Origin of the sequence: Flavobacterium sp. RHBU_3, from assembly GCF_046613565.1 — a bacterium.
GTDB lineage: Bacteria > Bacteroidota > Bacteroidia > Flavobacteriales > Flavobacteriaceae > Flavobacterium.
In genome coordinates this window covers 1-13,851 of record NZ_JBKJHC010000023.1, presented here as the reverse complement: position 1 = coordinate 13,851, position 13,851 = coordinate 1, and the positions used below count along the sequence as shown (strand labels likewise).

Annotated in this window: 11 protein-coding genes; 5 read left to right on the top strand and 6 right to left on the bottom strand. The window is 40.5% G+C overall.

What is annotated here, in order from left to right; all coding sequences use genetic code 11:
• The 3 genes from ACLI1A_RS19360 to ACLI1A_RS19350 form a co-directional block, all read right to left on the bottom strand.
• A partial coding sequence (locus tag ACLI1A_RS19360) for a LamG-like jellyroll fold domain-containing protein (protein ID WP_411410349.1) occupies positions 1–2,085 on the bottom strand: 2,085 nt, incomplete at its 3' end.
• Positions 2,086–2,322: 237 nt separating this feature from the next.
• Positions 2,323–3,081 (bottom strand): LytR/AlgR family response regulator transcription factor, encoded by a 759-nt coding sequence (locus ACLI1A_RS19355; RefSeq protein ID WP_411410348.1) that lies wholly within the window; start codon positions 3,079–3,081, stop codon positions 2,323–2,325.
• Between the two features lie 158 nt (positions 3,082–3,239).
• Complete coding sequence (locus ACLI1A_RS19350) at positions 3,240–4,706, bottom strand: aminoacyl-histidine dipeptidase (RefSeq protein WP_411410347.1); 1,467 nt, start codon at positions 4,704–4,706, stop codon at positions 3,240–3,242.
• A 123-nt stretch (positions 4,707–4,829) separates the two neighbouring features.
• On the opposite strand from ACLI1A_RS19350, the gene ACLI1A_RS19345 reads away from it, so the two are divergent.
• From ACLI1A_RS19345 to ACLI1A_RS19330, 4 genes are read left to right on the top strand one after another with little or no spacing between them, the layout of a single operon-like run.
• Positions 4,830–5,891, top strand: coding sequence for a DUF3810 domain-containing protein (locus tag ACLI1A_RS19345; RefSeq protein ID WP_411410346.1), 1,062 nt, complete (start codon positions 4,830–4,832; stop codon positions 5,889–5,891).
• A gap of 42 nt (positions 5,892–5,933) precedes the next feature.
• On the top strand, positions 5,934–6,428 hold the full coding sequence (locus tag ACLI1A_RS19340) for an RNA polymerase sigma factor (protein WP_411410345.1): 495 nt from the start codon (positions 5,934–5,936) through the stop codon (positions 6,426–6,428).
• A gap of 8 nt (positions 6,429–6,436) precedes the next feature.
• Positions 6,437–7,033 (top strand): hypothetical protein, encoded by a 597-nt coding sequence (locus ACLI1A_RS19335; RefSeq protein ID WP_411410344.1) that lies wholly within the window; start codon positions 6,437–6,439, stop codon positions 7,031–7,033.
• Positions 7,030–7,884, top strand: coding sequence for a TraB/GumN family protein (locus ACLI1A_RS19330; RefSeq protein ID WP_411410343.1), 855 nt, complete (start codon positions 7,030–7,032; stop codon positions 7,882–7,884). The genes ACLI1A_RS19335 and ACLI1A_RS19330 overlap by 4 nt, the downstream gene beginning before the upstream one ends.
• A gap of 63 nt (positions 7,885–7,947) precedes the next feature.
• Here ACLI1A_RS19330 and ACLI1A_RS19325 read toward each other — a convergent pair whose 3' ends face one another.
• Entirely contained in the window at positions 7,948–8,760 is an 813-nt protein-coding gene (locus ACLI1A_RS19325) for a lysophospholipid acyltransferase family protein (RefSeq protein WP_411410342.1), read from the bottom strand.
• 39 nt (positions 8,761–8,799) lie between these two features.
• Positions 8,800–9,441, bottom strand: a complete 642-nt coding sequence (locus ACLI1A_RS19320; RefSeq protein ID WP_411410341.1) for an NUDIX hydrolase — start codon at positions 9,439–9,441, stop codon at positions 8,800–8,802.
• Positions 9,442–9,488: 47 nt separating this feature from the next.
• Here ACLI1A_RS19320 and ACLI1A_RS19315 point away from each other — a divergent pair, with 47 nt between their 5' ends.
• Entirely contained in the window at positions 9,489–9,932 is a 444-nt protein-coding gene (locus ACLI1A_RS19315; protein ID WP_411410340.1) for a DUF4268 domain-containing protein, read from the top strand.
• Positions 9,933–9,991: 59 nt separating this feature from the next.
• Here ACLI1A_RS19315 and ACLI1A_RS19310 read toward each other — a convergent pair whose 3' ends face one another.
• Positions 9,992–13,072, bottom strand: coding sequence for a T9SS type B sorting domain-containing protein (locus ACLI1A_RS19310; protein WP_411410339.1), 3,081 nt, complete (start codon positions 13,070–13,072; stop codon positions 9,992–9,994).
• Between the last annotated feature and the right edge of the window lie 779 nt (positions 13,073–13,851).

Here is a 13,851-nt window from a genome sequence, read left to right as displayed (position 1 = left end):
TGCAGCTCCTGTAGCTCCGCCATTACATATTATGTTTGTTTGCGTTGTAGTGGCAGCAAGCGCTGTAGGCTGGGTTAATACAGCAGAAGCAGTTGCTGTACAACCGTTAGCATCGGTTACTGTTACGTTATAAGTACCAGCCGCAAGACCGGTTACTGTAGCTGTAGTAGCACCGTTGCTCCAAAGGTAAGTATAGCCTGTAGTACCGCCTGTAGCAGTTACAGTAGCAGAACCTGTTGTACCACCATTACAAAGTATGTTGGTTTGAGAAGAAATTGAAGCCGATAAAGCAGTAGGCTGCGTAATGGTTACCGTAGCTGTGGCCGTACATAAATTAGCATCAGTCACCGTTACAGTATATGCGCCGGCCGCAAGACCGGTTATGGTAGCTGAAGTAGCACCATTACTCCAAAGGTAAGTATAGCCTGTGGTACCGCCCGTAGCAGTTACAGTGGCAGATCCGGTAGCACCGCCATTACAGGCAACGTTAACCTGACTTGAAATTGCAGCCTGCAATGTAGAAACACTTACACTTACTTCCAGCCTGTCGCTTTCGCAACCATTTGTATTGGTTTCAGAAACAAAATATGATCCTGTAGACAATACCTGCGAAGATGACAGCGCAGTAGTTGATGTAGCCGAAGCATACCATTTTAAAGTCCCGCCACCTCCTGTTGCCACTAACGAAGCCACCGTAGCGCCTGAACAAAAACTCTGAGCAACTGCTGTAGGAACAGCCGGAACAGTAACTCCGGTAGTAACCACAGAACCCGAGGTCCAGTTAGAAGTAGCTCCAACCAGTGCAAAACCGCTAAGGGTTCCGTTGTTCAGTGATGAGCTTGAATCAATTGCAGAAGTTACACTTGTATTATTAACTAGATCATATCCCTGGTTAAACTTATAGTAGCCTACCAAACCGGTTTCGTTACCATGTAGTTCACAGTTCATTTTATTTACAATCTCCTGTTGTGTAAGTACTTTATTCCAAAAACGGATTTCGTCAAGATTTCCCTGATAATATCCTAAAGCTTCATATAACGCCCATCCGAAACGTATATTTGTTACGGCCCTGGAATTGGTACCTCCAGTAGCCGTTCCTTCTAAAACTCCGTTTATATAAAGCTTCATAATGCCCGTACTCTGCTTCCATGATGCAGCTACATGTACCCAGTTACCGGTATTAACATCAGATGTAGAAAGCAGGCTTACATCGTCTATTCCAAAATTTATTTTAGACCCTGTAAGAGCAATACCATAATCGTCCTGGGCACCAAAAACTTCACCGTCAATGATTCCCGTTGATTCAAACCAGTTATTATTATTAATCCCGGATTGCGTAGTTTTCATCCAGTATTCTATCGTAAAATCCGACGTTACCGGGTTGTTCAGCGTTATTACATCATCAACGCCGTCAAAATTGATGTTGTTAGCTGGTGTGGCGTTATTGATAATGTTTACTACCAGCGGCATTCTTTCACTCTCACATCCGTTTGCATACGCCTGTGATACATAATAGGTAAACGTGCCCACAGCAGCCGTAGAAGGCGTAGGAGCCGTTGCCGTATAATTTTCACCTATACTAGACGTATACCACTTCAGGTTAGTACACCCATTATTCATGGTAGCTACTAAAGGTACCGCTGTTGTCCCCTGCATATAGGTTACATTTGTAACAGATGGTCCCGACGGCGGAATTGACGATACCTGCGAAGTTATGTTTACCGTATAATCTACCTGTCCCCAGCCTGAGTAATTGGTTTTCTTAACCTTTACTGAGGTAATAGGAAGATAAGCACTTATATCAACAGTATTAGTACCAGAACCTGTGCCTATCTGCGTACCATTAACAAAATACTGATAGTTTCCGTTACTCCACACTCCGTTGTAGCTTAACACACTAATGTTTATTGTGGCAGCGGTTTGGCATGTAGTAAAGTTTGTAGCCGTTACCTCAAGCCCGTTACTAAGATATTGAGCCCCGGTAGCCGTGCCATGCACCGTATATTTCTGAACGATTGTTTGTGAAAATCCCTGCCAGGACCCCAAACTCAGAAACATAAAAAGTAAAAATAATGTTCTTTTCATACTTTAAATTAATTATTGATTAAATTGATTATACTTTGCCCGGTAATGATTAGCACTAAAGAAAATGCGCTATATCATTAAAGAAATACTTATTTTTTTTCGTAAGTATTTACTGTACAAAGTTTGTAAGAAAACGTTTTAATCATATACCCCAATAGGGGTATTTTAATAAGTACTCTATTGCAAACAATTAATTCACAACAGTATTAAAAGAACTAATAAATAACTACAAGAGAATTAACCCAGCCATTCCTTAAAATCATTAACCCTTTCACGGCTAACAATTACCTCATCATCTTTATACGTGGGGAGTACTACTTTAAGGCGGCTGTTAGTATACACCAGTATATCTTTTATCGCACTAACTGATACAATGAACTTACGGCTTATGCGATAAAATTGCTTCGGGTCGAGTTCTGTTTCCAGTTGTTCCAGGGTATTTTCCAGCAGGTAATCACGTCCGTCTGTAGTATGGGCATAAGTACCTTTGTTTTCGCTGTAGAAGCACTCTATATCTTCCACATTAATCATCTTAAGGTGTTGCCCCATTTTTATGGTAAAGCGTTTTTTATACACCTTTTCGGCTGTACCGCCGGCCAGCATACGCTTTATCTGGTCAAAATCCAGTGATACAGGCTCCTGTTTCGGCAGGCGCTCCTTGTACTTATTTACAGCCGATTCCAGGTCGTCTTCGTCTATGGGTTTCAGCAGGTAGTCTATACTGTTCAGCTTAAAGGCACGCAGGGCATACTCATCATACGCCGTGGTAAATATCACCGCACTGGTTATGGGCATGGCCTCAAATATCTCAAACGAAAGCCCGTCGCTAAGCTGTATATCCAGGAAAATCAGGTCGGGTTGCGGATTGTTACCGAACCACTCCAGCGACTCCTCTACCGAGTGCAGCATGGTAGTGGCTTCCATACCAAATTTCTGGAGCTTGCGCTGCAGCAGGCGCGCTGCGGGTTTTTCGTCTTCGATGATGATTACGTTCATGATTCTGGTTTTTGTTTGGATACCGCAATCTAAAATTTTTATTTGAATTGTGGAAACCGGAGTATGGGTATAAAAAATGCCCCTGCGTAATGACAGGGACATTCTCTTATTTTATTAGAAACCTAAAAGTTTTTATAGGTATTATCTTAACACTAAAGTTACCCTTTAACCGGGATATTACTTAAAATTTCCAGTACAAACTTCCAGTACTTCTGTGCCGATGAAATGCTGGCACGCTCATCGGGGCTGTGTGCACCTTTAATTGTAGGACCAAACGAAATCATGTCCATATCAGGGTAATTAGTCCCTAATATACCACATTCAAGCCCGGCATGGCAGGCCACTACATGCGGTTCTGTACCGTTTTGTTTGGTATAAATATCTTTAAGCACTTCCAGTATAGGCGAGTTTACATTTGGTGTCCAACCCGGGTACGAACCACCGAAGGTAACCTCACAACCGGTAAGTTCAAACGCACTGCGTAGGGCATTTGCCAGGTCGAACTTACTTGTCTCCACAGACGAACGAGTAAGGCAGCCCACATATACGCTACCGTCTTTTACAATCACGCGGGCTATGTTGTTACTGGTTTCTACCAGGTTTTCCATATCGGCGCTCATGCGGTATACGCCGTTGTGCGCAGCATAAACAGCACGCAACAGGCCTTCCTGCACACCAAGGTCCATAACCGAGGCAGGCAGTTCCTCAGCCTTTTCTACAACAATTTGCAGGTTAGGCTCGGTGGTTTTAAATTCGGCTTTTATATCGGCAATGATTTCCTGCATATCCAGCTGGAAAGCTCCGTCAAAAATATCGCTTACAATTACTTTAGCAAAGCTCTCACGCGGAATAGCATTGCGCAGGCTGCCGCCGTTTATTTCAGAAATCTGTAGCCCCCAGTTTTCAAAACCGTCAAACAGCAGGCGGTTCATTATTTTATTGGCATTACCCAGCCCTTTATCTATATCCATACCGCTGTGGCCGCCGTTTAATCCTTTTACGGTAATGTTATACCCTAATGAATTTTCAGGTACTTCCTCTGCTTCATAACCGCGTTCGGCAGTAACGTCTACCCCACCGGCACAGCCGATGTCTATTTCATCGTCTTCCTCGGTATCAAGGTTCAACAGTATTTCACCTTTTAGCAATCCGCCTTTAAGGCCAAGGGCTCCCGTCATGCCGGTTTCCTCATCTATGGTAAACAGTGCCTCAATAGCCGGGTGTGGAATATCAGTACTTTCCAGCACAGCCATTATGGTAGCCACGCCAAGTCCGTTATCGGCTCCCAGGGTGGTACCTTTGGCACGTACCCAGTCACCATCTACATACATTTCTATACCCTGGGTATCAAAATCAAAAACCGTATCGGCATTTTTTTGGTGTACCATATCCAGGTGGCTCTGCATTACTATGACCTTGCGGTTTTCCATACCCGGGGTGGCAGGCTTTTTAATAATTACGTTGCCCACTTCATCCTCAATAGTTTCCAATCCAAGACCATTTCCAAAGTCTTTTATAAAGGCTATAACGCGCTCCTCTTTTTTAGATGGGCGGGGTACCGCATTTAGGTCGGCAAACTTATTCCAAAGCGCTTTTGGCTCCAGGTTGCGTATTTCGTTGCTCATAATATTGTTCGTTGTTTGTTGTTCAATTGTTCAATGCTTTGCAAAGGTAGGGGTTAAAAACTTCCGTTCATTAGCCTTAAATAAAAATACTGTTTATATTTACTCAACCATTTTTCAAAATCCATGAACCGCACAAAACTGCTTGCTATATTATTTCCGGTACAAATTGTTATTGTAAACATACTTTCATTCTTTCCTGAATTTGTAGAAAAGTATTACAGCAATGGCATTTTTCCGTACATCAGCAGTTTTGAGCGTATCCTCCTGGGGTGGATTGGTTTTTCCGTAGGAGACATTATGTATGCCATACTACTAATCCTTGCCCTTCGCTGGTTTTGGAAAACCCGTAAAACGTGGCGAAAACAATACAAGGCTAATCTGCTTAAAGTTGCTGCATGCCTGTCTGTGGTGTATTTTGCCTTTACGCTAATTTGGGCATTAAATTACAGGCGCATGCCCCTACACGAAAAAATGGGCATTGAAAAAGAATATACCCAGGAGCAACTGATAGATTTTACGCAAAGGCTTATTAAAAAGACCAACGCCCTACACCTACAAATAACCCATAGCGATACCGTAAAAGTAGTAATACCCTACGCCATAAACGAAATATACGACCGTTCTCCGCAGGCATATGCTCAGCTTGCAAAGACGTTTCCGTATTTTACGTATGATCACCAAAGTATTAAATCGTCGTTAATGAGTGTACCGCAATCATACATGGGGTTTGGCGGCTACCTGAACCCTTTTACCAATGAAGCCCAGGTGAATATTAAAATTCCGCTGTACAACTTTCCTACCACCACCTGCCACGAGATGAGCCACCAGATAGGTTATGCCAATGAAAGTGAGGCCAACTTCATCGGGTTTATGGCCAGCACTTATAGTAACGATGTTTATTTTAAGTATTCGGGCTACACTTTTGCGCTGCGCTACTGTTTGGGTAATATTGCCAAATTTGACGAGGCCAAGGCCAAAAGCATAGCCAAAGGGATAAATAAAGGCATCCGGAAAAACTTTAAGGAGAGTAAAGATTTTAATAAAAAATACGAATCGTTTATAGAAGATATTTCCGAATATATTTATGACAACTACCTGAAAGCTAACGAGCAAAAAGACGGTATGGAAACCTACAGCAAGTTTACCGGCCTGCTTATTAATTACTACAAGGATAAAGAATTGTAACAACTACTGTAACATTTTAACCGTTAAGCATACCTATACGGCATGAGTGCAACCGCAGAAAAGGAATTTGTAAAACAGCTCCAGGAAAACCAGAACCTGATACACAAAGTGTGCAGACTCTATACCAATGATGAGGATGCCCACAAAGACCTTTTCCAGGAGATAACCATACAGCTCTGGAAAGCCTACCCACAGTTTAGGGGCGATGCCAAGTTTACCACATGGGCATACCGTGTAGCCCTTAATACTGCCATTACCCTATACCGGAAAAAAGGGCGTACCATAAACACTATAGAGTTTGATTCTACACTACACAAGGTAAACCAGGAAGAATATAACTACGAGGAAGAAGAACATATAAAACAACTTTATCAGGCAGTACACCAGCTTAACGATATAGAAAAAGCGCTGGTTTTTATGTACCTGGAAGATAAAGATTATACAGAGATAGCCGAAACACTTGGCATAAGCGAAGTGAATGCACGTGTGAAGATGAACAGGATTAAAGGCAAACTTAAAAAACTATTAAACCCCTAAAAAAGAATATGGACGAACTGGATAAACTAAAAAGCCACTGGCAGAAAAACGAGGAAGCCTACCCTAAGGTTTCTGAAGGCGATATATACGCCATGCTGCACAAGCGCTCGTCTTCTATTGTAAAGTGGATACTTATCATCAGCATACTGGAGTTTGCATTTTGGGGGCTTGTGTCGCTTACAAACTCTGCTTTTGACATTGCCGATTTTAAGAATCTGCCCCGCTTTATTTATGTACTGGAAGAAATTAACTACGTAGTTGTAATTACCTTTATTGTATTGTTTTACATGAACTACCGGAAAATATCGGCCGAAAAGCCGGTTAAGGGCCTTATAAAAAACATCATAAGGGTAAGGCGTATTGTTACAGCCTACGTTATTTATAACATAGGTATGATATCTACGGCAAGTTTTTGCGGTGCACTACTTTTTAGTAACCAGAATATAGATGAAACCATTGACGGCAAAGTTCTTGTTATAGTTACCGTAATTACATTGTTATTGGTTATCGGTTTTATAGCGCTGGTTTATTATCTACTTTACGGCAGGCTACTGAAAAAACTGAATAAGAACTATCGTGAACTTAAAAAAATGACAGGGCTATGAGAATGTTATTTGCACTGATACTTGGGTTACTTTCATTCATTGGCTACAGCCAAAAGCTGGACAACTCGCTTGTATGGAAAATATCGGGCAATGGCCTAAAGGAACCATCGTACCTGTTTGGCACCATACACATTACCTGCGATGCTTCTCTGGACCCCAGGGTTTTGTCGGCACTAAAAGCCACAAAACAGCTGTACCTGGAAATAAACATGGACGACCCAGGATTACAAGCCAAAATGATGGACGGCATAATGATGAAAAACGGCCAGAAGATGAGTAAAATGGTTAGCACTGATGACTTTAAACTGGTTAGTGATTTCCTTAATACAAACCTGGGTATGCCGGCCACCTTACTGGACAGTTTTAAACCCGGACTTATAGCTATGATGATAGCACCAAAAATGATGGAATGCCCGGTGGAGTCTATAGAAATGGAACTCATGAAGGCTACAAAAGAGCAGAACGAGCAGATTTTTGGGCTGGAAACAGTAGAAAAGCAAATGGCTATTTTTGATGCTATCCCTTATGAAGAGCAAATGAAAGAGCTGGTAGATATGGCTAAAGAGGGACTGGACAAGCAAAAGGAAGAAAACAAAAAGCTGGACGCCATATACAAAAGCCAAAACCTGAAAGCCATAGCAGACTATATGGATAATGAAGACAGTAAAATGTATGGCAACCACGCCGATGTACTGCTTACTGAACGTAACCAAAGCTGGATTCCTAAAATAGAAGAAGCCGCTAAAGCCACCCCTACCCTTTTTGCGGTAGGCGCAGCACACCTGGGCGGTGAAAACGGCGTAATACTGTTACTACGCAAAAAAGGCTATAAAGTAGAAGCCGTTAAATAAAGCCCCCCCCGAGGTTAAAATAAAAAAGTCTGTTTGAAATTTTTCAGACAGACTTTTTTATTTTTAATATGCATCCCAGCTACGCTGCTTGTTCAGTTCTTCGTTAGCTTCCAGTACTTCCAGCGGTATTACTTTAAGGAAGCTTGGGTGCTGCTCTATAGCGTATTCTATTTTCTCTACTATTTGTTCTATGGTTTCGTTGTCGTAGTCTATTTGCAACGGTTCTTTAATTACAAACGACTGAAAGATACCTTTCTTTTTCAGCCTCAGTCCCTTTTTGTCAAAAGAGCGGCGGAAACCATCTATAACAATAGGCACCACTATAGGCTTGTGCTGCTTTATAATATGCGCCGTACCCTTACGAATGGGCTTAAACGGCTTAGTTGTTCCCTGCGGGAAAGTAATAACCCAACCATCGTTAAGCGCTATCCTTATGTTTTCAGTATCGTTAGGGTTTACATCGCGTTTTACGTCTACATCTTTACCTCCGGCACGCCAGGTACGCTCTACTGATATGGCTCCGGCATACGAAAGTACACGCGGCAAAAGCCCAGATTTCATGGTTTCCTTAGCGGCTACATAGTATATATTCAGCTTAGGTTTCCACAGGTAGCATACGTTATTTATGTTATCTTCACGGCCTTTAAGGCTGGCGTTAAACACATGGAACATGGCCACCACATCGGCAAAATACGTTTGGTGATTTGATATAAAAAGGACGTTTGTATCGGGCAGGTCGCGTAATATTTCAGAACCGTCTATTTGCAGACGGTTAAAGCCACGGTAACGGCGATGGGTAAGTACCCCAAATACAAAAATCATCCACCGTTTTAAGAATAATATATGCCCGAACGGATTTCTTTTAAATAAACCCATATTTGTTTACAAAATAGAGGCAAATTTACAAAATTGAAATTATTTCAATGCGCTTTTTATTGTTTCTTTGAGCTCGCTCAGTATCATGGCCGTGGCACCCCATACTATATTACCTTCTACATTAAACGCCGGTACGCTGGTTTCAACAGCATACGATGTTTGAATGGGAACATTCACTATAGTAGCATCATCAAGCAAGGTACTCAGCGGAAGCTCTATTATTTTAGCCACTTCGGCAGGAGAAGGGATAAATCCCGGTTCATCATTAAGTACTCCTAAAAACGGCGACACTAAAAAATTACTGGGTGGTATATAAATATTAGTAAAAGGCATTACTACATGAATATCTCCCATAGGTATACCTACCTCTTCCTCAGTTTCCCGCAGCGCTGTATAAGCCAGGTCTTTATCGGTAAGTTCAGCCTTTCCTCCCGGAAAAGAAATTTGTGCCGAATGTACCCCTGCATAGCTGTGCCTTTTTGTAAGCACCAAGGTAGCCTGCCCGTTTCGGGGATAAAAAAGCATCATTACTGCCGATTGTCTCGGATTGTATTTTTGGTAATAATCAGGCTCTAAGGTAGGCCTGCGTTCTGCCGGCGCCATAATAACATGTGCATTTATAGCAGGAAGCTGCTGGGCTACTATTTTTGGAAGATAATTGGTAAACTCAGAAAAAAGCATTCTTTTTGCAGTAACTATTGCTTAAAGATACAAAAAAATATACCGCTATGTTTAGTAAAGCCGAAGCCCAGAAGATGAAAAAGGAGTTTTGGACGGCCTTTTCGGAAGCTTATCCCCGTAAGTGGCTGTTATACAACACCCGCATAAAAGATGTGTCGTTTAAATTTTATGTAGATAATAAAAAGGCGCAGGTAATGCTGGATATAGAACCCAAGGAAGAGGATAAAAGGACTATTTATTATGAAAAAATAGAGTCGCTAAAAACCATACTTCACGAAGATTTTTTACCCGAAGCAGTATTAGAACGCAACTTTTACCTGGAAAACGGAAAAGTAATAAGCCGCATTTGGGTAGAGTTAAACGGCATTAGCCTGTATAACATGGCCAGCTGGGCTGCTACGTTCCGCTTCTTTAATATAAGCATGGATGCTTTTGAGCGTTTCTTTTATGAATATGAAGATTATATAAGAGACCTAGAGATAAACACGTAAAAATGAAAAGCCTTCTGCTCTGAACAGAAGGCTTTTTTTACAATCAAACCGTACCGAAATTATCTTATCAGTGAGAAGTGTCCCCGGAGTTCACGTCCGTCTTCTCTTTTTGCCACAAACCAGTAATCTGTACTAGGGAGTTGGATGCCATTTAGAGTACCGTCCCAGCCTGCGCTGGATGCATTTATCGTGGTGATAAGCTTACCGTACCTATCAAAGATAGTTACCCCAAAATCAGGCTCTTTAAATGAATATTTAACGTGCCATTTTTCGTTTGCACCATCTCCGTTAGGAGTAAAAAACTTCGGATAGTTTAACAAAGCTACGTCTTGTGATGCTACACCACAACCGTTAATATCTTTTACATATACTTTATATACTCCTGTTTCCAGGTTTGTAAATGTATTATCTGTCTGGTAATTAATGCCGTCTATAGAATATTCATAGTTCCCTATACCCTCTACGTGAACCACAATAGCATTATGGTCGTCTGTCCAGTCTGCAATCTCTAAATCGGTAATTTTAGCCGTAGTAGATTCAATAATTTCAGAAGAAACAAATGCAGAGCAGTAGCTGTTACCATAATTTTTACGGGCTTCTACGGTATAGTTTCCGGGTTCTGTTACTGTAATGGTTTGTCCGCTGGCTCCATTGCTCCATACATAATCGTCAAAACCTCCATCGGCTGTAAGTGTTACAGAACCTTCGTTACAAATAGTACCCAGTGTTTGTATTGCCACGGTTTGTACTTCGCCCACATACAGTTTAAATGATGTAAGTGCATGGCAAATATCTATTTCATTATGCTGAAGCCTTGCCCATATTTGCTGCCCATTTTGAATGTTAGCATAATCAGCAGGAAGCGGATTCTCAGCAGCTTCTGCTTCTATTTCAGTCAGGTAATAGGTTATGGTATATAGAGAACTGTATAATGGTCCCAATATTTCAGCATCTTTAGAAGGTAGGTTAAAGTTTTGGCCTGTAGTACCTCCGCCAGGCTGTCCGCATTCTACCATATCTGTAGGTTGTTGTGCAGCACTTATAGAAGGCATATCAACAGAATTAAACCATTGAGTAATTATGTTTCCACAATCGTCTTGTATCTGGAACACATATTCTGCCGGTTCAAGATCATGGAACACGTTGCTGGAACCGTTGTTAAAATTAAACGCAGCGCCATTCTTTTTAATGATTTTAAAAGACGTAGGATTACCGGTATACTCTATAACTACATCCCTCGGAGCACCGGTACAAGCCATTGTATAAGCAACACTAACAGAAAGCACATCGTTATATTCAAACTCCCCCATCACACTTACACATTTAGTATTCTGAGAAGTACCTTCGCTAAAAGTTTCAAACTTCTTAATTATCCTGAATTTACCGGAATAGCTAAGGTTAGACTTTTGTGAGTTATTATAAAGCCTTATTGCATTTGTAGTAGCAGGCTCCTCACCTTCTGTATAATCACCTCCGGTCTGCGGATGCCCCCATGTATTAGTATCAGGAAAATATTTCTGAAGCCAGTAAGTAGCACCTTCCATACCGTTACCGTCATCTGTAACTTTTACATTAAAAGTTCCGCAATTTGGAGTATAAATAAACGGTACTGCCGGAGCAATATAACCTTCTACATTTAATTCTTTTTCAGCAGTAACGCCACATTCATCAGTACCTAAAAATTTATATGTACCTTCAGGTAGGTTAGCCATATAAAGCTCACCATTTGCAGTAAGTACAGGAGTAAGATCGTATGGTAATACTTGACCAAAAGCAACAGGAGCTTGGGTTATTTGGGCATTAATTAAATCGCCGTTTCCACTCCTAAATCTTGCCGAACCGAACTGTGCTACACAGCTGGGAAGTGCGGCAACATTTAGGCCTTTATCCGAGTAAACAGGAACGGTAACGGTCTTTTGATAATCAAACCCACACTCATCTATAAATGCAACGGTGTAGCTACCTAATGGTAGATTTACCACTTTTAGAGTTCCTTGCGGATTTATAAATGAAGACACATCCTGAGGCAAAGTAGCTGTATAAGTACTTGGTGCTGCTATAATAGACGCTGTAACAATTTTTTGTGGTGGCACAGAAGCATTTATACCTCCAAAAAGTGCAAAACATCCGTTGTTATATCCGCCTACAGATGGTGATGGTTTAATAAATTCAATAAGAATACTCTCTGTTTTAGTTCTTCCGCAGGCATCGGTAATCTGCACTACATAAGTTCCGAAAGGTACTGGGTTAGTAGCACTTCCATAATCTACTGCAGCAGTAGTAAATGGCCCTTGGGGAGTAACATTAAACAAAGTAGGATCAAAGCCATCAGGATAACTGATAAAATTAACAGTATAAGAATCTTTAAATTTAGATGCGGTTATTTTCAGGAATTTCTCAGCACAAGGGGCATCACCAACAGCTAAAACCAACTTAAGATCAGGGTTCACCACATTATCATCCTTCATATAAATCGTGTTACAATTGTCTGTAACAGAAAGTTCATAAGAATAAGATTGATCCTGTAACCTGGGCACTACAGCTGTAACAGTTAGCGAAGCAGGATCTCCTGTAGTAAAGGTTTGCTGCGTTACAATACTTTGCCCGCTTATATCTACTAAATCCATACTATGCTGAACAGTAATCGGATAGTTAATTACCCCGGCCGAAGGTGTAATCGTATTTACAACCGTTATAGAATCACAAGGCGCCGAAAAATTCTCCTGGAATGTAGGGTCAGATATATTAAGTTCAGCATTAATCAATGAAAGACTAAATGTTTTTACCTTAGCAATACCACAATCGTCATAAGCTCTTATGTTATATACACCCGACTGAAGATTAGCAAATGTAGTTGAAGTTTGAAGCTGTCGGGTTTCAGGGCCCGAAATAATCTCACAACTGGCTATATTACCAGATGTAGCTGAAAGAGTTAAATTCCCCCCCTGTAAACAACTGTTATTTGTAGAAGAAACAGAAAAGGCAAATGGCACTACGTTTTTCTGAATTGTAACCTGAGCCTCTTTGGTATTTTGAGAACTATTAAGTGACTGAATAGCCACAACTTTATAAGTTCCCGATGACAACCCTCCTAAATATGTAGTTGATTGTATAGATAGCGGACTAGTAGTATTTGGCAATTTAAATACCTTATATAACATTACTGCGTTTGTCGTAACATTAGATACTGAAAAAGTAAGCGAACCATTACCTTGGCATGTTTCATCCGTTTTACTCAAATTCAAATTAAAATTTGAAAGCTGTGCATACATAGAAGAAGTAGCAAACAACACCAATAATGCAAATAATCGTAGTAATCCCTTCATGTCTTAATCCCTTTAATCCTGTTCATTAATTTTTGTAAGAAAATCAAAATGCAAAGCAAAATTTCTTTAGCATTTTCCCCATTACAATTTTATGAAAAGAAGCAATGTAATTAAGGTATATATAACCTTCCGAAAGCCCATTACAACGACATTAATAACAGTATTCAAATTATAACTTAAGCAAAAAAACCATAAACACCTGAAAACAAACGACTCTAAAACCAAATAACAATAACAAAACCCAGTTATAAATAATATTAAATTTTAAATGATTAGCCGTTTGACGACTCTATATGTTTTTAGTCGTTAATAGAAGGGTAAACAGTCTGAATATTAAGCAGTTTAAACAATATTCAGTTCGAAAAAAAAGGATATTCACAGCACCCAAACTACAAAATGTAAAAAAAATTAGTCAACAAAGAAGAATATATTTAACAAGTAAATTTTAATCAAGAAAAAATTTACACGCAGTATAAGGCAAAAAAACACTAAAATTTATAATAAAAATTGTGTAGTAAAAGACGGGTAGGTCACCTCAATAAGATTTAAGCACTTAGCCCAAATAAAACACAGATGGAAAGCTATAGACCAGA

What these genes read in the sequence shown, in the direction of transcription:
- ACLI1A_RS19340 (WP_411410345.1), top strand. Translation starts at nt 5,934, where the DNA reads ATGAGTGCAACCGCAGAAAAGGAATTTGTAAAACAGCTCCAGGAAAAC.
- ACLI1A_RS19345 (WP_411410346.1), top strand. Translation starts at nt 4,830, where the DNA reads ATGAACCGCACAAAACTGCTTGCTATATTATTTCCGGTACAAATTGTT.
- ACLI1A_RS19350 (WP_411410347.1), bottom strand. Translation starts at nt 4,706, where the DNA reads ATGAGCAACGAAATACGCAACCTGGAGCCAAAAGCGCTTTGGAATAAG.
- ACLI1A_RS19325 (WP_411410342.1), bottom strand. Translation starts at nt 8,760, where the DNA reads ATGGGTTTATTTAAAAGAAATCCGTTCGGGCATATATTATTCTTAAAA.
- ACLI1A_RS19315 (WP_411410340.1), top strand. Translation starts at nt 9,489, where the DNA reads ATGTTTAGTAAAGCCGAAGCCCAGAAGATGAAAAAGGAGTTTTGGACG.
- ACLI1A_RS19330 (WP_411410343.1), top strand. Translation starts at nt 7,030, where the DNA reads ATGAGAATGTTATTTGCACTGATACTTGGGTTACTTTCATTCATTGGC.
- ACLI1A_RS19320 (WP_411410341.1), bottom strand. Translation starts at nt 9,441, where the DNA reads ATGCTTTTTTCTGAGTTTACCAATTATCTTCCAAAAATAGTAGCCCAG.
- ACLI1A_RS19335 (WP_411410344.1), top strand. Translation starts at nt 6,437, where the DNA reads ATGGACGAACTGGATAAACTAAAAAGCCACTGGCAGAAAAACGAGGAA.
- ACLI1A_RS19355 (WP_411410348.1), bottom strand. Translation starts at nt 3,081, where the DNA reads ATGAACGTAATCATCATCGAAGACGAAAAACCCGCAGCGCGCCTGCTG.